The sequence below is a fragment of the Thalassovita sp. genome, from assembly GCF_034670005.1.
Classification (GTDB): Bacteria; Pseudomonadota; Alphaproteobacteria; order Rhodobacterales; family Rhodobacteraceae; genus Thalassobius.
The window spans coordinates 142,512-160,848 of the sequence record NZ_JAXMOH010000007.1 but is presented as its reverse complement, the minus strand read 5'-3'; the positions used below and the strand labels follow the sequence as shown (position 1 = coordinate 160,848).

At 59.3% G+C, this 18,337-nt stretch carries 21 protein-coding genes; 13 read left to right on the top strand and 8 right to left on the bottom strand.

The features are described 5' to 3' along the window. The first annotated feature begins 31 nt into the window (after window positions 1-31). From fliN to VOI23_RS13425, 7 genes are all read left to right on the top strand, one after another. Complete coding sequence (gene fliN / locus VOI23_RS13455) at window positions 32-367, top strand: flagellar motor switch protein FliN (RefSeq protein WP_323785400.1); 336 nt, start codon at window positions 32-34, stop codon at window positions 365-367. Window positions 368-465: 98 nt separating this feature from the next. Beyond that, on the top strand, window positions 466-762 hold the full coding sequence (locus tag VOI23_RS13450; protein ID WP_323785399.1) for a flagellar assembly protein FliO: 297 nt from the start codon (window positions 466-468) through the stop codon (window positions 760-762). Next, window positions 759-1,511 carry a flagellar type III secretion system pore protein FliP gene (gene fliP / locus VOI23_RS13445; RefSeq protein ID WP_323785397.1) on the top strand — a complete coding sequence of 251 codons (753 nt, stop codon included), beginning with the start codon at window positions 759-761 and terminating at the stop codon, window positions 1,509-1,511. Before VOI23_RS13450 ends, fliP begins: the two co-directional genes overlap by 4 nt. A gap of 3 nt (window positions 1,512-1,514) precedes the next feature. Further along, a complete protein-coding gene (gene fliQ, locus VOI23_RS13440) occupies window positions 1,515-1,781 on the top strand; it encodes a flagellar biosynthesis protein FliQ (protein WP_323785395.1) in 267 nt (88 codons plus the stop codon). 15 nt (window positions 1,782-1,796) lie between these two features. Continuing rightward, window positions 1,797-2,603 (top strand): flagellar biosynthetic protein FliR, encoded by an 807-nt coding sequence (gene fliR / locus VOI23_RS13435; protein WP_323785393.1) that lies wholly within the window; start codon window positions 1,797-1,799, stop codon window positions 2,601-2,603. After that, complete coding sequence (gene flhB / locus VOI23_RS13430) at window positions 2,596-3,741, top strand: flagellar biosynthesis protein FlhB (protein ID WP_323785392.1); 1,146 nt, start codon at window positions 2,596-2,598, stop codon at window positions 3,739-3,741. Before fliR ends, flhB begins: the two co-directional genes overlap by 8 nt. Window positions 3,742-3,764: 23 nt before the next feature. Next, window positions 3,765-3,965, top strand: coding sequence for a hypothetical protein (locus VOI23_RS13425; protein WP_323785391.1), 201 nt, complete (start codon window positions 3,765-3,767; stop codon window positions 3,963-3,965). Window positions 3,966-4,130: 165 nt separating this feature from the next. On the opposite strand, the gene VOI23_RS13420 is transcribed toward VOI23_RS13425, so the two are convergent. From VOI23_RS13420 to VOI23_RS13385, 8 genes are all read right to left on the bottom strand, one after another. Next, complete coding sequence (locus VOI23_RS13420; RefSeq protein ID WP_323785390.1) at window positions 4,131-4,304, bottom strand: hypothetical protein; 174 nt, start codon at window positions 4,302-4,304, stop codon at window positions 4,131-4,133. A 233-nt stretch (window positions 4,305-4,537) separates the two neighbouring features. Beyond that, complete coding sequence (gene hypE, locus VOI23_RS13415) at window positions 4,538-5,560, bottom strand: hydrogenase expression/formation protein HypE (RefSeq protein ID WP_323785389.1); 1,023 nt, start codon at window positions 5,558-5,560, stop codon at window positions 4,538-4,540. Between the two features lie 79 nt (window positions 5,561-5,639). Next, window positions 5,640-6,776, bottom strand: a complete 1,137-nt coding sequence (gene hypD / locus VOI23_RS13410) for a hydrogenase formation protein HypD (protein WP_323785388.1) — start codon at window positions 6,774-6,776, stop codon at window positions 5,640-5,642. After that, window positions 6,773-7,063: a HypC/HybG/HupF family hydrogenase formation chaperone gene (gene hypC, locus VOI23_RS13405; RefSeq protein ID WP_323785386.1), complete on the bottom strand. Its 291-nt coding sequence runs from the start codon at window positions 7,061-7,063 to the stop codon at window positions 6,773-6,775. The genes hypD and hypC overlap by 4 nt, the downstream gene beginning before the upstream one ends. Before the next feature lie 209 nt (window positions 7,064-7,272). Further along, window positions 7,273-8,079: a hydrogenase nickel incorporation protein HypB gene (gene hypB / locus VOI23_RS13400; RefSeq protein WP_323785385.1), complete on the bottom strand. Its 807-nt coding sequence runs from the start codon at window positions 8,077-8,079 to the stop codon at window positions 7,273-7,275. Then, window positions 8,079-8,420 (bottom strand): hydrogenase maturation nickel metallochaperone HypA, encoded by a 342-nt coding sequence (hypA, locus tag VOI23_RS13395; protein ID WP_323785384.1) that lies wholly within the window; start codon window positions 8,418-8,420, stop codon window positions 8,079-8,081. The genes hypB and hypA overlap by 1 nt, the downstream gene beginning before the upstream one ends. Before the next feature lie 270 nt (window positions 8,421-8,690). Continuing rightward, window positions 8,691-10,952 carry a carbamoyltransferase HypF gene (gene hypF, locus VOI23_RS13390; RefSeq protein ID WP_323785383.1) on the bottom strand — a complete coding sequence of 754 codons (2,262 nt, stop codon included), beginning with the start codon at window positions 10,950-10,952 and terminating at the stop codon, window positions 8,691-8,693. 319 nt (window positions 10,953-11,271) lie between these two features. Next, window positions 11,272-11,967: a fumarylacetoacetate hydrolase family protein gene (locus VOI23_RS13385; protein WP_323785382.1), complete on the bottom strand. Its 696-nt coding sequence runs from the start codon at window positions 11,965-11,967 to the stop codon at window positions 11,272-11,274. Between the two features lie 286 nt (window positions 11,968-12,253). Here VOI23_RS13385 and VOI23_RS13380 point away from each other — a divergent pair, with 286 nt between their 5' ends. The 6 genes from VOI23_RS13380 (at window position 12,254) to VOI23_RS13355 (ending at window position 18,292) form a co-directional block, all read left to right on the top strand. Then, a complete protein-coding gene (locus VOI23_RS13380) occupies window positions 12,254-12,721 on the top strand; it encodes a MarR family winged helix-turn-helix transcriptional regulator (RefSeq protein WP_323785381.1) in 468 nt (155 codons plus the stop codon). 160 nt (window positions 12,722-12,881) lie between these two features. Then, entirely contained in the window at window positions 12,882-13,934 is a 1,053-nt protein-coding gene (gene nadA, locus VOI23_RS13375; RefSeq protein WP_323785380.1) for a quinolinate synthase NadA, read from the top strand. A 12-nt stretch (window positions 13,935-13,946) separates the two neighbouring features. Beyond that, on the top strand, window positions 13,947-15,518 hold the full coding sequence (locus tag VOI23_RS13370) for an L-aspartate oxidase (RefSeq protein ID WP_323785379.1): 1,572 nt from the start codon (window positions 13,947-13,949) through the stop codon (window positions 15,516-15,518). Continuing rightward, window positions 15,515-16,366: a carboxylating nicotinate-nucleotide diphosphorylase gene (gene nadC, locus VOI23_RS13365; RefSeq protein ID WP_323785378.1), complete on the top strand. Its 852-nt coding sequence runs from the start codon at window positions 15,515-15,517 to the stop codon at window positions 16,364-16,366. Before VOI23_RS13370 ends, nadC begins: the two co-directional genes overlap by 4 nt. A 172-nt stretch (window positions 16,367-16,538) precedes the next feature. Then, window positions 16,539-17,123, top strand: a complete 585-nt coding sequence (locus tag VOI23_RS13360; protein WP_323785377.1) for an ANTAR domain-containing response regulator — start codon at window positions 16,539-16,541, stop codon at window positions 17,121-17,123. Then, the gene (locus VOI23_RS13355; RefSeq protein ID WP_323785375.1) at window positions 17,120-18,292 is read left to right on the top strand and encodes an ABC transporter substrate-binding protein; all 1,173 of its coding nucleotides are present in this window, start codon (window positions 17,120-17,122) and stop codon (window positions 18,290-18,292) included. The genes VOI23_RS13360 and VOI23_RS13355 overlap by 4 nt, the downstream gene beginning before the upstream one ends. Window positions 18,293-18,337 lie beyond the last annotated feature (45 nt).

Below are 18,337 nucleotides of genomic sequence, written 5' to 3'. Positions count from 1 at the left end.
TCTGGCCCTCATTTTTGAAAGGACCACCGCGATGAGTGACGAAACCACCGTGCAAGATCCCGCCCTTCCCGCCACCACCCCGCAACCCCAAGAATCGGAAGCCAGCCAGCTGCTCAGCGGTCTGGGCGTTCTGGAAACGGTCAAGGTACGCCTGACCGTTGAAGTGGGCCGAACCGAGATTACCATTCAGGATCTTTTGAAACTGAACGAAGGATCGGTGGTCGAGCTGGACCGGCTGGCAGGTGATCCTCTGGATATTCAGATCAACGGCACCACGATCGCCAAGGGCGAAGTTGTGGTGGTTGGTGAACGTTTCGGCATTCGTTTTGGTGACATCGTCGACCCGAAAGACCGGATGCATATCTGATCGCTCCAAATCAGAATCCAGCCAAATTTGCCAGACGTCGCAGTTTGGCATGAAACATGCCCCTAATCGGTTAGTTAACCGTTTAGGAGAGACGTGTTATGAGTACCGATATCCTGCAAATCGACCAGCTATTGACGGTCGGCGGGTTTCTGGCTGCATTGGTTGCTGTGCTGATGCTGGTTCAGGCCAATCGTTCGAAATTATCCGGTCGGATCGCCAAAGGCCGCCGGATGCAACTGGCCGAGGTCACCGCGCTCGGCCCCGACGCCCGCGCGATGCTGCTCAGCGTGGATGGATCTGAATTTCTGGTTGTCACCACCAAACGTCAGCCTCCAGTCATCACAGCACTGACACCGGAACCGTCGAAGCCGGCGCTCGCGACGGTGGCGGCATGATACGGCTGCTTGCGATTGTATTCACCCTGATCCTGGCCTCAGGCCCTGCCCTCGCACAGGGTTTGCCAGCGCTGGAAATCACCAGCCCCGGCGGCGACGGCGAAACGCAATATTCCCTGTCTCTGCAAATTCTGGTGCTGATGACAGCGCTGACTCTGCTACCTTCGATCGTGCTCGGGATGAGCGCCTTTACCCGTATCATCATCGTGTTGTCGATCCTGCGTCAGGCGCTTGGCACTCAGCAGACCCCGCCTAATCAGGTGCTGGTGGCCATTGCCTTGTTCCTGAGTTTCTTCGTCATGCAGCCGATGCTGACCCAAGTTTATGATACAGCCGTCGCGCCCTATCTGGACGGACAGATGGCCGCGCCTGCCGCGCTGGAACGGGGGCGCGACCTGATCGGCGGCTTCCTGATCGAAAACACCCGCAAAAACGACCTGATGATGTTTGCCGATCTGGCTGGTGACGGCCCGTATGACAGTGAAGCCGATGTGCCGGTCTCGGTGATGCTGCCGGCATTCATCACCTCTGAACTAAAAACCGCATTTCAGATTGGGTTCCTGCTGTTCTTGCCGTTTCTGGTGATCGACATGGTGATCGCTTCGATCCTGATGGCTTTGGGCATGATGATGCTGTCACCGATGCTGGTGTCGTTGCCGTTCAAGCTGTTGCTATTCGTTCTGGTCGATGGCTGGGCCCTGACAATGGGGTCACTGGTCAACAGCTTTTCCAGCGGCGTAGGAGGATAACAGATGGATTTCGACGCCAATATCGAACAGCTGCAAATGGCTTATTGGAACATTCTGATGACCGCCGGCCCGGTGCTGGGCGTGGCGCTGGCGGTGGGTCTATTCGTCGGCATCATCCAGGCCGCGACCTCAATCAACGAAGCGACGCTCAGCTTTGTGCCGAAACTGGCCATCGTGCTGGTCACGATGGGATTGGCATCGGGTTTCATGATGACCAATCTGACCGATTATTTCACTCATGTCTTCGACATGGTCGCCAGCCTGCGGTGATCAATGGAAAATCTGGTGTCATACGAATCCGGGATACCCGCCCTGCAACTGGGCGAAGCTTTGGATATGGCGCTGTTGTTTTTGTTCGCCATGCTGCGGATCGGCGGTTTCATCATCGCCGCGCCGGTTTTCGGTGCGCGCTTCATTCCGCTGCAGGTCCGCATTGTGACCTCGGTCATCCTGACCATCCCGGTGATGAGTTTCGCAGAATTGCCCGATCCCGAAGTGCTCATGACAGCGCGCGCAGTCGGGTTAGTCCTTGGTGAATTGGCCATCGGGGTTTCTGCCGGGCTTCTGCTGATGATTTTCTTCTCTGCCGCGGTGATGGCGGGGGACCGGATCGCCTCGACTGCTGGGCTCGGCTTTGCCGCACAGATTGACCCGGCCTCGGGGACGCAGGCCCCGGTGGTGGGACAATTGTTCAGCCTGGCCTTGATGGTGTTTTTTGTCGCTTCCGACAGCCATCTGATCGCCCTGCGTATCATGCTGGACAGCTACAAAGTCATCCCGCCCGGAACCCTGTTCGATACCGGTATCCTGATCCAGTCCGGTATCGCAGCGGCGGGCGAAATGTTCGGTTTTGCGGTGCGACTGATGATGCCGGTCGTGTCGGTTCTGCTTTTGGTCAATATGGGGATCGGGGTGATCACCCGCTCTGCCCCGCAACTTAACATTTTTTCTTTCGGCTTCCCGCTGACCATGACGGTCACGATCGTTCTACTTTATCTCGGTGCGCCGATCCTGGGCATGGCAATGGACAAACTGATCGAGGCATCAATCGACGCGCTGATGCAGATGATGATGGAGGCCGCCAATGGCTGAGAGCGACGACGGGCAGGAAAAAACAGAAGAACCGACGCCGAAAAAGAAACAGGATGCGCGCGACGACGGCAAGGTTATCACCTCAAAGGAAATGTTCGTCTTTGCCTCGATGGGCGGGGCCATCGCGATCCTGATGGCGGCCGGCCTGTTCGGGTCTACCATCGCACATGCCTGGAGCAGCTTTTTCCGCTTTGGCTCTGCTGAAACGCTGGACACGCTGCTGGCCTCGCGCCTGTTACTGGGGACAAAATATGTCGGCTTGATCTCGCTTGCCATTGGTCTGCCTTTGCTGGCGGTGACGCTGGGTATGCAGGCCGCAATGGGCGGGTTGATCTTTTCCAGCAAGAACATGGAACCCAAATTCGAAAAATTCAACATTCTCAAAGGCGTCGCCAAAATGGTGTCGACCAAGGCCCTGGTCGAACTGGGCAAGGCGCTGATGAAGGTATTTTTGCTGGGCGGGTTGGCAGGATGGGTCCTGTGGCAATGGCTGCCGACGCTGGACACTACCGCCTTCATGACCGTGGGCGGCGCGATGTCGACGCTGTCACAGGTCACCTATCGGGTGCTCAGCGCGCTTGTGCTGGGGCTGGCGATGATCGGGGCGGTCGACCTGTTCTGGCAGGCATTCAGCATGAACAAGAACCTGAAAATGACCAAGCAGGAAATCAAGGACGAATCGAAACAGACCGAAGGTTCGCCGGAAGTCAAAGGTGCGATCCGCCGCCGCCAGATGGAAGCAGCCCAGCAGGGCGCGACCCAGCGCAAGGCGCTTGAAGATGTGCCCAATGCCACCGCCATCATTACCAACCCGAAACATTTCTCGGTCGCCCTGCGCTATGTTCCCGGCGAATCCGTGGCTCCGATCGTGCTGGCGCTTGGCGAAGGTTCGATGGCCTTTCAGATTCGCGAACGCGCCGCCGAACATGACATTCGCATCCTTCAGGCCCCGCCGCTGGCACGCGCCATCTACTTTTCCAGCCAGATCGGCGGCGAAATCCATCCCGGGCTCTATGCCGCCGTCGCCACGATCCTGGCCTATATCTATCAGCTTGATCAGGGCGGCGATGACAATATGCCCGAAATCGATCTGCCCAGTGACTTCCGCTTCGATGAAAATGGCATGAATGCTGCATGATTGGCCGAAAGGAGACTTAACAGATGAAAAATTCGCGCAAAGGCTCTGTCGGACAGATGATTTCCACACTCTGCTTTCTGGGGGTCGGCCTGTGGCTGATCGCCGAAGCGGTGATGACCGAAAACGACCCGTTCCGGGTTTTCATTCTGATCAGCTGCGCGATTCTCAGCCTGTCAGGCGCCTTGCGCTTTCAGATCGCCACATTGGCTGGCTGGTTTCGCTGACCCCGCCATCTGGTCCGGCTCATCCTTCCCCGCCTCCCCTCATTCCTGCCGTACAGGACTGAAAACGAAACAGGACGTGCCATCGGCACGCCCTGCTCATATGAGAAAAGACGAAAGTTTGTACAGGGACGAGGTATTCTGGGGATGAATCCTCGCCCCCGTAGCTCAGGACAGGTTCTGGGCAACCGTGGGGACGAACCAGAACCAGAACAACGCGCCGCTGGACAAGAAAGGAAGCATCCACCATCCCGAATTCAGCGTGAATTCCTTCTTCTGGGGGGCAGAAAGAGGGACAAGAGTGCTGTCAGCCAAATCGGAGGGTTGGAACTGGAACGACATGGTGGCCTCCCTTTCAGTAGTCCTTGATACGAAGCGTTTGCTCTGCGGCGGTTTTTGATCGCCTGGCACCATCCTTGCATTTGTTCTCATTCGGTTTCCACGTCGCATAGGGACAATCGTCCTGCTCATATTGCTGTAGTTTTAACTAAAAGTATGTATGCCCTCATCGCGGCGATCTACCAATGCGGGAATTCCCGTAGTCTGATCTGCCCGGGCGGGAAACCGCCATGAATTCAGCAAATGCGCGGCAGTTGTTCGCCAACCAGCATGTCCACGATACGCTGACCACCAAAGGCGGTCCGCATTGTTACCCGCCCCGGTGGACCGTCATAGGCCCGCCCGATGACAACGGCATCGCGCCCGGCCTCAGTCGCCCGCATCGCGCTCAGCGCCGCCTCGATCTGCTCTTCCGGCACGAACAGGACCAGCGTCCCTTCATTGGCCAGATACAACGGGTCGAGACCAAGGATTTCGCACATCCCCCTGACCTCGGCCCGCAGCGGCAGCGCTGTTTCATCGATCTCGATACCAACGCCAGCAGCGTCGGCGATCTCGTTCAGAACCGATGCCACTCCCCCTCGCGTCGCATCCCGTGCCGTCTTCAAGTCCGGAACCGCGGCACTCACCGCTGCCATCAGATGACCCAGCCCCTGACAATCCGAAACGATTTCCGCACTCAGCGCCATTTCTCCCCGCGCCGCCAGAATTGCTGCGCCGTGATCGCCCAGAACGCCGTTGACAATCACCACGTCGCCCGCCCGGACATGTTCCGCCCGTAAATCGCACCCCGCCGGGATCACCCCAACCCCGGCGGTAGTGACAAAAACCTTGTCGGCCATGCCGCGCCCGACCACCTTGGTGTCCCCGGTCACGATCCGCACACCGGCTTTGTCCGCTTCCGCAGCCATCGAGGCCACGATACGGCGCAGAAGCGCCACTTCCACGCCTTCCTCGATGATAAAAGCAGCCGACAACCAAAGCGGCCGCGCGCCCCCCACCGCCAGATCGTTCACCGTGCCGCAGACGGCAAGCTTGCCAATATCGCCACCAGGAAATTCGACCGGGTCGACCACGAAACTGTCGGTGGTAAACGCCAGCCGCGCGCCCGGCTCGGACAGCGCGTCGGCCTGCAACCGCGCCTGATCCTCCATCCCGTCGGGATGAAAAACGGATGTGAACACCTCCTCGATCAAATCCCGCATCGCCTTGCCGCCCCCCCCATGGGCCAGCGTCACCCGTTCATCTCTCAATGCCATACCGTTTTCTTCTTTTTACAAATATCCCGGGGGAGTCGTTGATAATCCATGATTTTCAACGGTGGGGGCAGCGCCCCCCTCATTCCGCGGCCGCCCGCGCACCGCCATATTGGTAATAGGCCGCACAGGCACCTTCGGAACTGACCATCAACGCCCCCAACGGCGTTTCAGGTGTGCAGCCGCGACCGAATTGCATGCAGTGCACCGGCTTCATCCGCCCGGTCATCACCGCGCCGCAAGAACACCCTTCGGGTTCTTCCACTCCCCTCGTCTCCGCAGCATAGCCGATGCCAAACTTGACCTCCGCATCGAACGCCGCATAGCGGGTCCTGATCCGCAGCCCGCTTTCCTCGATCTCGCCCAACCCGCGCCATTCGAAGCTTGGGCGTGGTTCATAAACATCAGAAATGGCGGCAAGACTCACCGGGTTGCCATGTTCCGGCACCACCCGGGCATATTGGTTTTCCACCTCTGCACGCCCGTCACGAATCTGCTGCAACACCATCAATACCGATTGCAGCAGGTCCAGAGGTTCGAACCCCGCCACCACGATCGGTTTGCCATAATCCTGCGCTATGAAATCATAGGGATGGGTTCCAATCACCATGCTGACATGACCCGGTCCGACAAATCCATCCAGCACCATATGCGGATCGTCCAGCAAAACCTTGATCGGCGCTGGCACGGTGATGTGATTGCAAAAAATACTGAAATTCGTCAGCTCCTCGCGCGCCGCGGCCTGGATCGAGAAGGCTGTCGAAGGCGTGGTGGTCTCGAATCCCAACCCAAAGAACACTACTTCGCGATCCGGGTTGCGCCGCGCCAGCTCCAGCGCGTCGAGCGGCGAATAGACCATGCGGATATCGGCCCCCTCCGCCTTGGCTTGCAACAGCGATTTCTGTGTCCCCGGCACCCGCATCGCGTCGCCAAAAGTGGTAAAGATCACCCCCTCTTTGCCTGCAATTTCAATGCATTCATCGACACGGCTCATCGGCAGAACGCAGACCGGGCAGCCGGGCCCGTGAATGAATTCGATCCCATCATGCACCAGCTTGTCGAGCCCATAGCGGAAAATCGCATGGGTATGCCCACCACAGATTTCCATGATGTGAATGGGCTTTTCCCGGGTTGCGCCGATGTCATCCACCACCTCGGAAATCAACGTCAGCAACGCCTTGGCCGCCTTGGGATCGCGGAATTCCTCTGCATATTTCATGATCCCCCCTCCAAGGCCGCATCACCCGCCGCCATCGCATCCAGCGCTTCCTGCGCCTCGCCCAGACCGCGCAATGCTTCCAGCGTCGCCGCTGCCTCGTCTTCGTCGATCAGCGCCATGGCGAAGCCGACATGAATCAGGATCCATTTGCCGATCAGGTCATCCAACGGACCGGTGGCAACAGGGGCGACGTTGACTTCTCGACGAACCCCCGACACCTCGGCCAGCGCCATCATTTTTTCCGGCTGCGTCACGGCAATGATCTGGCCGGGAATGCCTAAGCACATGTCAGTTATCCTCTTCTACGCAAATCTCGGACTATTCTGTTTTCACAATATTTTAGAACTCGAACCTGACACGAACCCCGACCTCGTTAAGATCCAGATCCATCGCCGCGAAGATACAGTCAAAGCTGTCTTCGAGATCAATCCGCATGGCGGCCCGGACTGTTCGGCATCATCAACCAGCCCCCCGCGGGCAGGCAGTCCAACATCGCCTATTCCGCCGCTGTGACGGATTTGGCGACCAGATTGGCGGTCAGCCAAGTCACCCATTTCTGCATCCCTTCGCCGGTTCGGGCGCTAAGACGGATGATCTCGATCTGTGGATTCACCCGACGCAAATTTTCTTCATAAAGCTCCATATCGACATCGCAATGCGGTGCCAGATCAATTTTGTTCAGCAGCGCCAATTTCGATGCCGTGAACATATCGGGATATTTCAGTGGCTTGTCTTCGCCCTCGGTCACGCTGAGGATCGCGATCTTGCAATCCTCGCCCAGATCGAAACCAGCAGGGCAAACCAGATTACCGACATTTTCGATAAACAGCAGCGACCCTGCCGCAATATCGAGATGGTCCATCGCGTGGCCCACCATATGTCCATCCAGATGGCAGCCCTTGCCGGTATTGACCTGAACCGCCTGCGCTCCGGTGGCGCGGATACGGTCGGCGTCATTCGCAGTCTGCTGATCGCCTTCGATCACTGCCAGCGGTTGATCTCCAAGGGCTTCGATGGTTTTGCACAACAGGGTTGTCTTACCCGATCCCGGCGACGACACCAGATTAACGGCAAACGCTCCTATTTTCCGCAACGCCTGCCGGTTCGTCGCGGCATAACGGTCGTTTTTCGAAAGAATATCGGTTTCAATCTCGATCAACCGCTCCTGCGTCATCCCGGCCATTTCGATGCCCGCCGGGCCCTGACCGAAATGGATATCGCCGTGGTGATGGGAAGGGCCCTGCGCGTGACTGTGCCGATGACCTTCCACCTGATCCGTTCCGCATCCGCATACTGTACACATCAGATCACCTCCAAATCTTTGATTCTCATCTCGTTGCCCGCAACAGGCATCAGCTTGCCCCCGCCACACTGTGGACAGGGTGCCAGCCGGTCGTCGATTTCGACCTCTTTCATGCAATCATAACACATCGCCCGGCCCGGCAGATCGAGCATTTCCAACTGCGCGCCTTCGGCCACCGAACCGCGCATCACCGCGTCAAAGGCAAATTCGAGAGCCGATTTCTCCACCCCGGAAAACCGGCCGATTTCCAGTCGCACTCGCTTCACAGCCCTAATCGCATGAATGCGGGCCTGTTCCTCGATCACCTCGCGGATCCCTTCACAGAGCGACATTTCATGCATCTTCCCGTGTCTCCTTCAGCATGACCGCACTGCTGGGACCAAATAGCGTCACAATCCAAAACGCCGGCAGACCTGCCCAGCGCATCACACCCCACCAAGGATTGCGCCACTCTGCAACTGGGGGCAAGCATGCGATCGGTTGGCGACACAGATTGGGGCGCCCAGAAACAACCTTCGTCAGCGCCGCCGGACAACGCCCGGCCCCCGCACGCGACCGGTCATGTCCTTCGGTGCCACCCCGGCCTGATCCATTGATCAGAAACATCCTTATTATTCCTTCAGACCCCGTGCCGCCGCGACCAGCGCCTGCCCGAACGCCAGCCCGCCATCGTTGGCAGGGGTCGTGCGATGGATCAGGACGGGGACATCTCCAAGTGCCGCAATGGTCAGTTTCAATAATAATTCGTTCTGAAAACACCCCCCCGACAACGCCACGGCCTGCGCCTCTCCGGCCTCGACCAAAGCGCGCGCCACGCGGGCAAAAGCGCCAGCAAGCCCGGCATGAAACTGCCATGCAATCTGCCCGGCTGGTGCCCCTGAACCTTGCAAACGACGCATTTCTTGCCACATCGGGGCCGGGTCGATCTCGTCGCCACGGATGTCAAAGCCAAACCCCGCTTGGGTATCCGACGCCTGCCGGGCCAGCGTCTCCAGCAGCATCGCCGCCTGTCCCTCGAAGCTCTGTCCCATTGGGCAAATCCCCAAGCACGCGGCGATGGCATCAAACACCCGCCCGGCGCTGGACGAAATCGGCGCGTTGATCCCGCCCCGGGCCGCCTGCCGCACCAACTCACGCGGCGCTTGTGGGAACAATGCGTCGGCCCAATCCGATAGTCCGGCCTGATCCAGCCGCGCCAGCGCATTCCGCCATGGCTCCATTTGCGCCCGGTCCCCGCCGATCAGTGGCGCGGGCGTCAACCAGTGGCGACGCTCAAACCCGAAATAATCGCCCAGCAAAACCTCGCCACCCCATACGGTGCCATCTGGTCCCATCCCCAACCCGTCCAGGATGATCCCAGCCACCTGGCCGCCTCGCAATGGCCAGCCATTTTCCCCCAGACAGGCCGCCAGATGAGCATGATGGTGCTGCACCCGCATCAGTGGCAAACCGGTTTCCTCCGCGTGACGCGACGCGCGAAAATCGGGGTGCAGATCACAGGCCACCCATTCGGGCCGGTGATCGAAAAGAGCGGTATAATCACGATCCGCCTGCTGAAACGCGTCCCAGGTCAAGGCGTCGCTCAAGTCGCCCAGATGATGCCCCAGAAGGGCCTGTCCCTTCTTCAGCAGGCACATTGCGGCTTTCATCTGACCGCCATAAGCCACCCCTTGCGGCGCATCATCGAATCCGATGGGCACAGGCAAGGTTCCCGGCACCCGGCCCCGCGCCCGTCGCAGCACCATCGGCCCGTGCTCAGTAACCCGTTCGACGCTGTCATCCAGACGTCGCGCGATATCACGGTCATGCATCACAAAGGCGTCGGCAAAGCTGCCCAGCTTGTCCCGCGCCTCCTGATTGCCAATAACCTGCGGTTCGCCCGACAGATTGCCGCTGGTCATCACCAACGGTCCGTTCACCGCGTCGATCAACAGGTGATGCAATGGCGTATAGGGCAGCATCCAGCCCAAAACGTCCAACCCCGGTGCCAGCACCCCGGGCAGAGCGGCACCGCGTTTGCGCAACAGAACAATCGGTGCCGCCGGATCGCGTAGCAGCGCCCATTCCTCGGTGGACACCGTAGCATGACGCGCAATCGTCGCCTCATCCGCCATCAGCGCCAGCGGCTTGTCGGGCCGCTGCTTGCGCTGCCGCAGCAATGCTATGGCCTGCGGCTGGGCGGCATCGACGCACAGGTGAAACCCGCCCAATCCCTTAATCGCCACCACCTCGCCCCGCAGCAGCTTATTGGCTGCCGCTGCAATTGGATCGCCGGTGATCTCCACTCCACCAGCCTCCAGCCACAGACGCGGCCCGCAGGCGGCGCAGGCCACCGGTTGAGCGTGAAACCTCCGGTCCCCCGGATCGCCATATTCGGCGGCACAGTCCGGGCACATCGGAAAGGCGGCCATCGTGGTTCGTGCCCGGTCATAAGGCAGCGCCTTCAGGATCGTGAACCGCGGGCCGCACCGGGTGCAATTGGTAAAGGCATAGCCGAAACGGCGATCCCCGGAATCGCGGATTTCAGCCACGCAATCCGGACAGGTCGCCGCATCAGGCGTCACCCGTGTTTTCCCACCCTGTCCCTGCGACGGCAGAATATCGAAACCTTCTGGTGGATCGAAATCCAGCCCAGCGCTTTCGATCGCGTCGACCCGCGCCAGCACCGGCGGCTCGGCCCGGATCGCCGCCTCGAAACCATCAAGATTGGTCCCGGAAACCCGGATCAATACCCCTTCGGGATCATTCAACACGTCGCCACGCAACCTCATTCTGCGCGCCAGTTGCCAAATGAAGGGTCGGAACCCGACCCCCTGCACCTGTCCGCGAACCCGGATACGCCGCCCTTGCAACAGTGATCTCTCCTGTTTCATCTTGGTCAAAATACTCCGGGGGGAAGCGTTGAAACTCCAAAGGGGTTCAACGCGGGGGGCAGCGCCCCCTGCCCGACCCGGTCAATGTCCTTTGCCGACCGGGCCCTGATCCTTCACCCCCGGCATACCAATCTGACCCGGATACATAGCGCCCCTCGTCGAGCAGGGTAGCGCCCCATCATTGGAAACGGAAGTCCCGTAACCGCACAGAAAAAAAGGGCCGAAAGGGTCCTTTTTCGTAGGAATTGAATGGTTACTTGTCCGTCCGACGCAGTCGCACAAGCCAGTCCGGCGACACTCTAGGTTCTGTTCCCAGACGTTACTCTGGATCACCCAATGTCAGTGCGATCGGATCCAGCCCGTCAATCCCGCCGGTGATCTTGTCACCCGCCACCACAGGGCCAACCCCCGCCGGGGTGCCGGTCATGATCACATCGCCGGGCGACAGGTGATAAAATCTTGATAGATGCGACACGATCTCGGCCACGGTCCATACCATGTCTTTCAGTGTTGCGTCCTGTTTCGTTTCACCGTTGACCTCCAGATGGATGCGTTGCCCCTCCGGGTGCCAGTCGGACGCCCGCGTCAGCGGTGCCATCACCGCGCTGTTTTCGACATCCTTGCCCAGATCCCAAGGGCGGCGATGGTCCTTGCCATCCTGTTGCCGGTCCCGGCGTGTCATGTCCAAAGCGCATCCATAGCCGTAGATCGCCGCCTTCGCCTCGGTCTCATCCGCGCGGAACACCGGCGCGCCCAGCACCAATGCCAATTCCATTTCATAGTGAAAATTCTCGGTGCCCGGCGGATAGGGCACGGTCGTATCGCTGGCGACATGCGCGGTCGGGGATTTGGTGAAATACCACGGCGCATCGCGGTCAACCTCCCCGCCCATTTCAGCGGCATGGGCGGCGTAATTTCGGCCGACACAAAAAATGCGGTTGATCGGGTATTCCTCCGTCTCACCCTTTACCGGGACGGAATGAACCTTGGGGGGAGCGAAAAGATAGCCACTCATCTTGCGCTTTCCTCTTTATTGTAAAAGCTTACGGTCATGGGGGTGCTCTCTAAAACGGCTTCGAGGCCATATTCAATCCGCGCTCCATTCCCTATCGTTACATCACGTCCCGTCACGACATGGAAGGCAGCTAAACATGAACGGGGTGCCGAAGCGACCCTAACATGCGCGCATTGGACGAGATCACTTCAATATAAGCATTCTAATTATTAGCAAACTCGTCAGATTATCGATTATATGCTGTCACAACACGTCTCAGGACTACGAAACTCAAAGGACAAAAGCAGTGCTGGAACTCTACGGCATGGCGGGTCACCTGATCCGACGACTAAACCAGATTTCCGTATCGGTTTTCAGCGAACGCATGCGCGAGGCCGGCTTCGATGTGACCCCGGTGCAGTTCAGCGCATTGTCTGCACTCGCAACCAATCCACAGGTCGATCAAGCCACGCTGGCCGGGTTGATCGGGCATGACCGGGTGACAATGGGGGCAGTTCTGGACCGATTGCAGAACAAGGGGCTGATCGAACGCAGAACAAGCCCGAGTGACCGCCGCGCCAAGGTTCTTAACCTAACAGACAAGGGTCACGATCTGCTGCAAGATGTCACGCCGCTCGTCTGGTCGCTGCAAACGGATATTCTGGCGGGATTGAGCGCCGATGAACGTAGTGAAATGCTGCGACTGATGCAGAAAACGGTCGATGCCGGCAATCTGTTGAGCCGGGCCCCATTGATGCGCCCGAAAGGTGACTAAGGCCCCGCCACCTCATTTGCGCGACACACAACAGGCATTGCCAGAGTTTTCCACGGCATCGGGGAGCGCAAGATCAATTGCCGCAAACGCGAATAGCGCTAGCAAATACCGTAGTTTCCACATATATCAACGCTCCAAGCTATTGCTGGAGGATAGTTGGTTGCTCGATCTCATGACCGTTCGTGCCGGACTGGCGGAACACTATGATCTCGCCCCGTCGGTGGATTTGGCTGAGGCCACCAAAGATATTTACGCCCGAATGAACCGCGTCGTCACACCGGCTGACTGGGCCATCTATGCCCCGTATGTAGTGGCGATCAACGCGCTGAAGAAAAAGCGCGGGGCTGTCATTCTGGCGCATAATTACATGACCCCCGACATCTATCACGGGGTGGCGGATTTCGTCGGAGACAGCCTGCAACTTGCAATCAAAGCGACCGAGGTCGAAGAAGATGTGATCGTGCAATGCGGTGTGCATTTCATGGCCGAGACTTCGAAAATCCTGAACCCGGCGAAAACCGTGCTGATGCCGGATATGGAAGCAGGCTGTTCGCTGGCTGAATCCATCACCCCTGCGGGCATCGCACAGATGCGCGCGAAATATCCCGGCGCGCCGGTCGTCACCTATGTGAACACCACCGCCGACGTGAAAGCGGCCTCGGATATCTGCTGCACCTCTTCCAACGCAGCCCAGATCGTGGCGGCGCAGGACAGCGACACCGTGATCATGACCCCCGACCAGTATCTGGCGCAGAACGTAGCGAAACAGGTGCCGGGCAAGCGTATCGTCTGGTGGGAAGGGTCGTGCATCGTGCACGAACAATACACCGCGCAGGACCTGATAGAATTCCGCGAATGGAATCCGGGCACCCGCATCATCGCGCATCCCGAATGCCCGCCCGACGTGGTGGCCGAGGCAGATTATTCCGGATCGACCAGCGGCATCATTTCCTTTGTCGAGCGCGAAAAACCGCAAAAGGCGATGCTGGTGACCGAATGTTCGATGGCCTCCAACATTTCCGACGCGCTTCCGGAAGTCGATTTCGTTGGCCCCTGCAACATGTGCCCCTTCATGAAGAAAATCACGCTGGAAAAGGTGCTCTATTCACTGCACACCATGACCACGCCGGTCGAGGTCGATAAGGCGGTCGCGGAAAAGGCACGGCTGGCAGTACAGCGGATGATCGATCTGTCGAAACAGCTGGGCATTTAGGAACCGCGTTAGATGCAGGAAATCACCACCGATCGCGTCGTCATCGTCGGCGCAGGCATGGGTGCGCTCTATGCGGCTCTGAAACTGGCACCGCGGCCGGTGGTGATGATTTCGCCCGAAACGCTGGGCGAAGGGGCCAGTTCGGCCTGGGCCCAGGGCGGTGTCGCAGCCGCGATGAATCCCGCCGACAGCCCCAAAAGCCATTCCTCTGACACGATGCGCGCTGGAGCGGGAACCGTTGATCCGCAGGTCGCAGCCCAAGTCACCCGCGAAGCGCACGAACATATCCTCAACCTGACCGATTTGGGCACACCGTTCGACCGCGACGACAAGGGCGGTTACGTGTTGTCGCGCGAAGCGGCGCACAGTTTCGCCCGTGTGGTCCGGGTCAAGGGCGATCAGGCCGGGGCCGAGATCATGAAGGCGCTGATCGCTCAGGTGCTACGAACGCCCTCGATCCAGGTATTGGAAGGCGTAATGGCCTCGGGGCTCGAGGTCGAAAATGGCACCGTGACTGGGGTCAGGATCGAAACGTCTTCCGAAAACCGATCGCAACCGATCGTGCTGCGAGGTGCCGCCTATCTGATGGCCGGCGGCGGCTCTGGCGGTCTATACAAGCTGACCACCAACCCGGCCCGTATCCGTGGTCAGGTGATCGGCATGGCTGCGCGTGTCGGTGCAGTTATTGCAGATGCCGAATTTGTGCAATTCCACCCCACCGCCATCGATATGGGCGAAGACCCCGCGCCGCTGGCCACCGAAGCGTTGCGCGGCGAAGGTGCCACGTTGATCAATTCCGATGGCGAACGGTTCATGACCGCGATCCATCCCGATGCAGAACTGGCCCCGCGCGATATCGTTGCCCGTGCTATTTATGCGCAGACTCAGGCCGGCAAGCGCCCGATGCTGGATACCCGCGCGGTTCTGGGCGAAAAGGTGCTGACCCAGTTCCCATCCGTCGCCGAAGCCTGCGCCCGCGCAGGAATCGACCCGGTACGTGATCCGATCCCCGTGGCTGCCGCCGCGCATTATCACATGGGTGGCATCGCCACGGATCAGAATGGCAAGGCCAGCTTGGGGAACCTCTGGGTATGCGGCGAAGCGTCTTCGACCGGATTGCACGGCGCCAACCGCCTGGCTTCGAACGGGCTGTTGGAGGCTCTGGTCTATGCCCGGATCTGCGCCGTCGGGATTGAGTCCGCACTGGATACCCGCCCGTTGACCGCGCCCGAAATCGCCCCGGATTTCCAACCCGGGGGCATTTCGCCAGATGCCAATGCTGTTGACCGGCTGCGTCGCTGCATGACGAATAATGTCGGTGTGGTGCGTGATGCAGATGGGTTGAAACTGGCCCTGACGACCATTGCCAAGCTGGAGGCTGACAATATCGATTGCCCGGGTTTTGTGAACATGACCGCCACCGCCACATTGATCGCCGCAGCCGCGCTCCTGCGCGAAGAATCCCGCGGGGCGCATTACCGCAGTGATTTCCCTGCCCCCAAGGGCGACACAGGCCACCGTAGCATGCTGACTCTCAGTGAAGCACTGGCGCTGCGCGACAAGATCGCAAAGGAAACCGCATGAATTCTTATGCCTCTCTCCCCGACCTGATCCTTGAACCGCTGGTCAAACATGCGCTGATGGAGGATCTGGGAACCTACGGCGACATCACGACCCGGGCGGTCATCCCGGCCGATGTGACCTACAAAGCGCGATTGAACGCGCGCGAAAATGGCGTCGTCTCTGGGATGCAGATCGCAGAGATCGCGTTTCGGCTGGTCGACCCGTCATTGCAGATCACCACGCTGAAGCGGGATGGCGATGCCATTGCCAAAGGCGACACGCTGATGGAAATCGACGGCGCGGCCGCATCGATCCTGTCGGCGGAACGGGTGGCGTTGAATTTTGCCGGACGGCTGAGCGGCATCGCCACCAAAACGCAGGGCTTCGTACAGCAGACCAAGGGGCACAAGGCCCGCATTACCTGCACCCGGAAAACCACCCCCGGACTTCGTATCGTGGAAAAGCAGGCGGTACTGCATGGCGGTGGTTTTAACCATCGTTTCAGCCTGTCCGACGCGATCCTGATCAAGGACAATCATATCGCAGCCGCAGGCGGTGTGCGCGCGGTGCTGGAGGCGACCAAGGCCCATGCAAGCCATATGGTTCGGGTGGAAATCGAAGTCGACCGGCTGGACCAGTTGCAAGAGGTGCTGGAAACTGGTGGCGCTGATGTGGTCCTGCTCGACAATATGGACACGGCCACGCTGCGACAGGCGGTTGCGATCACCGACGGCCGTCTGGTGCTGGAAGCCTCAGGGAACATGACGCTCGACCGGATTGCCGAGGTCGCCGCGACCGGGGTCGATTACATTTCTTCCGGCGCGCTGACCCATTCGGCACAAACCTTGGATCTTGGGCTGGATTTCTGATCTGGCCCCGGCGTTTGCCGGCGCGGGAAACGCTTCAAGCCAACCCTAAATGCCTATTTTTTGACCGAAACGGGATATTTCGCCTCATATCGGCGCATTTCCTTATTGTTGGCATTGTACCGACCCCTGTCTCAGCGGCACAACACCAGACGGAACAGGAAACAGCGCGCCCGTGTCAAAGAAGCTTTCCATCATCATCGTCGAAAAGGACCGCGAACGCGCCATGCAGATCGTGGATTCGTTGTCTCTTTCGGGCGATTACGAAATCTCGGTCATTGCCGAGGAATCCGGTCTGGCCCGGCGCGTCGCCAGCCTGAGTCCTGATATTGTACTGATCGATATGACCAACCCGTCACGCGATACGTTAGAAGAACTGGCAATCGCCTCTGGTCCGATGGAACGTCCGGTGGCGATGTTCGTCGATCAGTCCGACGACACCCTGACCAAGGCTGCGATCGAGGCGGGCGTGTCAGCCTATGTGGTGGACGGGATGCGCGCAGACCGGCTTAAACCGATCCTCGACGCCGCCATTACCCGGTTTCACATGTTCCATCGGATGCGCACCGAACTGGAAGCAACCAAGCAGGCACTCGAAGAACGCAAAACGCTTGATCGTGCCAAGGGCATCCTGATGAAGGCGCGCGGTTTGTCCGAGGACGAAGCCTATGCCCTGCTGCGCAAGGCCGCGATGGATCAGGGCAAAAAGGTGATCGAAGTGGCGCAGGCGCTGGTGACCACGGCAGGGCTGCTGTCATGAGCATCACTTTAAACGCCGGATATATTCCGCTGGTCGACGCAGCCCCGCTGATCATCGCGCGTGAATTGGGCTTTGCCGACGAAGAAGGACTGGCACTTAAACTGCACAAGGCCCCCAGCTGGTCGACCTTGCGCGATCTGCTGGCGATGGGCCAGATTGAAGCGGCGCATATGCTGGCCCCGGTTCCGGTTGCCACTGCGCTTGGCCTTGGCGGTATGCCAGTGCAACTGGAGGCGCTATCGGTGCTGTCGGTCAACGGCAACGTCACCGGTGTTTCGCCTCAGCTCGCCCTGCGGCTGCGCGAACAGGGCTACAAGTTCGATTTCAAGGATGCCACCGCCGCAGGTCAGGCCCTGATCACCACCGGCCAAAGGTTGCGCATCGGGGTGCCGTTTCCGTTTTCGATGCATGCCGAGCTGCTGTTCTATTGGCTGAGTTCGCTGGGACTACCTGCGCCGCAGGCGCTTGATATTCGCACTGTGCCGCCGCCGTTGATGGCGCAGGCGTTGGCGAATGGCGAAATCGATGCCTTCTGCGTCGGTGAACCTTGGGGATCTATCGCGGTCGAAAACGGGGTCGGTGAATTGCTGTTGCCCGGCAAAGCAATCTGGAACTTCGCCCCTGAAAAAGTGCTGGCGACCCGCAAGGGCTGGGCCGATACCGATCCCGACCTGACCGGGCGCCTGATGCGCGCGGTCTGGCGGGCGGGCCGTTGGCTGGGACAGTCCAGCAATACCACCACCGCCGCTGAAATCCTGTCGCGCGGCGATTACCTGGGCGTATCTGCGGAAATCATCGACCGGGCTTTGTCCGGTCGTCTGGTCATTTCCGCCCGTGGCGGTGAACGCAAAACACCGCACTTCGTAGAATTTTTTGATGGTGCCGCCACCTTCCCGTGGAAATCACAAGCCGCATGGATCGGTGGTCAGATCGCAGCGCGGATGGGGCTGGACCGGGACGACGCCATGCGCAAAGCGCGTGAGGTGTTTCGCAGCGATCTGCACCGTCAGCATTTGTCGCGAACCACCAGCGATCTGCCCGGTGCCTCCGAAAAAATCGAAGGGTCTCTGAGCCGGGAAACTGCGGTCGCGTCAGAATCGGGCAAGCTGTTTTTGCTGCCAGATCAGTTTTTCGATGGACGAATTTTTGATCCAACTGAAACTGTTTGATTACTAAATAGGCAAACCAGCCCAGCCCTTGCGGCAGTGCAGCAT

What these genes read in the sequence shown, in the direction of transcription:
- fliN (WP_323785400.1), top strand. Translation starts at nt 32, where the DNA reads ATGAGTGACGAAACCACCGTGCAAGATCCCGCCCTTCCCGCCACCACC.
- VOI23_RS13450 (WP_323785399.1), top strand. Translation starts at nt 466, where the DNA reads ATGAGTACCGATATCCTGCAAATCGACCAGCTATTGACGGTCGGCGGG.
- fliP (WP_323785397.1), top strand. Translation starts at nt 759, where the DNA reads ATGATACGGCTGCTTGCGATTGTATTCACCCTGATCCTGGCCTCAGGC.
- fliQ (WP_323785395.1), top strand. Translation starts at nt 1,515, where the DNA reads ATGGATTTCGACGCCAATATCGAACAGCTGCAAATGGCTTATTGGAAC.
- flhB (WP_323785392.1), top strand. Translation starts at nt 2,596, where the DNA reads ATGGCTGAGAGCGACGACGGGCAGGAAAAAACAGAAGAACCGACGCCG.
- VOI23_RS13425 (WP_323785391.1), top strand. Translation starts at nt 3,765, where the DNA reads ATGAAAAATTCGCGCAAAGGCTCTGTCGGACAGATGATTTCCACACTC.
- VOI23_RS13420 (WP_323785390.1), bottom strand. Translation starts at nt 4,304, where the DNA reads ATGTCGTTCCAGTTCCAACCCTCCGATTTGGCTGACAGCACTCTTGTC.
- hypE (WP_323785389.1), bottom strand. Translation starts at nt 5,560, where the DNA reads ATGGCATTGAGAGATGAACGGGTGACGCTGGCCCATGGGGGGGGCGGC.
- hypD (WP_323785388.1), bottom strand. Translation starts at nt 6,776, where the DNA reads ATGAAATATGCAGAGGAATTCCGCGATCCCAAGGCGGCCAAGGCGTTG.
- hypC (WP_323785386.1), bottom strand. Translation starts at nt 7,063, where the DNA reads ATGTGCTTAGGCATTCCCGGCCAGATCATTGCCGTGACGCAGCCGGAA.
- hypB (WP_323785385.1), bottom strand. Translation starts at nt 8,079, where the DNA reads ATGTGTACAGTATGCGGATGCGGAACGGATCAGGTGGAAGGTCATCGG.
- hypA (WP_323785384.1), bottom strand. Translation starts at nt 8,420, where the DNA reads ATGCATGAAATGTCGCTCTGTGAAGGGATCCGCGAGGTGATCGAGGAA.
- hypF (WP_323785383.1), bottom strand. Translation starts at nt 10,952, where the DNA reads ATGAAACAGGAGAGATCACTGTTGCAAGGGCGGCGTATCCGGGTTCGC.
- VOI23_RS13385 (WP_323785382.1), bottom strand. Translation starts at nt 11,967, where the DNA reads ATGAGTGGCTATCTTTTCGCTCCCCCCAAGGTTCATTCCGTCCCGGTA.
- VOI23_RS13370 (WP_323785379.1), top strand. Translation starts at nt 13,947, where the DNA reads ATGCAGGAAATCACCACCGATCGCGTCGTCATCGTCGGCGCAGGCATG.
- nadC (WP_323785378.1), top strand. Translation starts at nt 15,515, where the DNA reads ATGAATTCTTATGCCTCTCTCCCCGACCTGATCCTTGAACCGCTGGTC.
- VOI23_RS13355 (WP_323785375.1), top strand. Translation starts at nt 17,120, where the DNA reads ATGAGCATCACTTTAAACGCCGGATATATTCCGCTGGTCGACGCAGCC.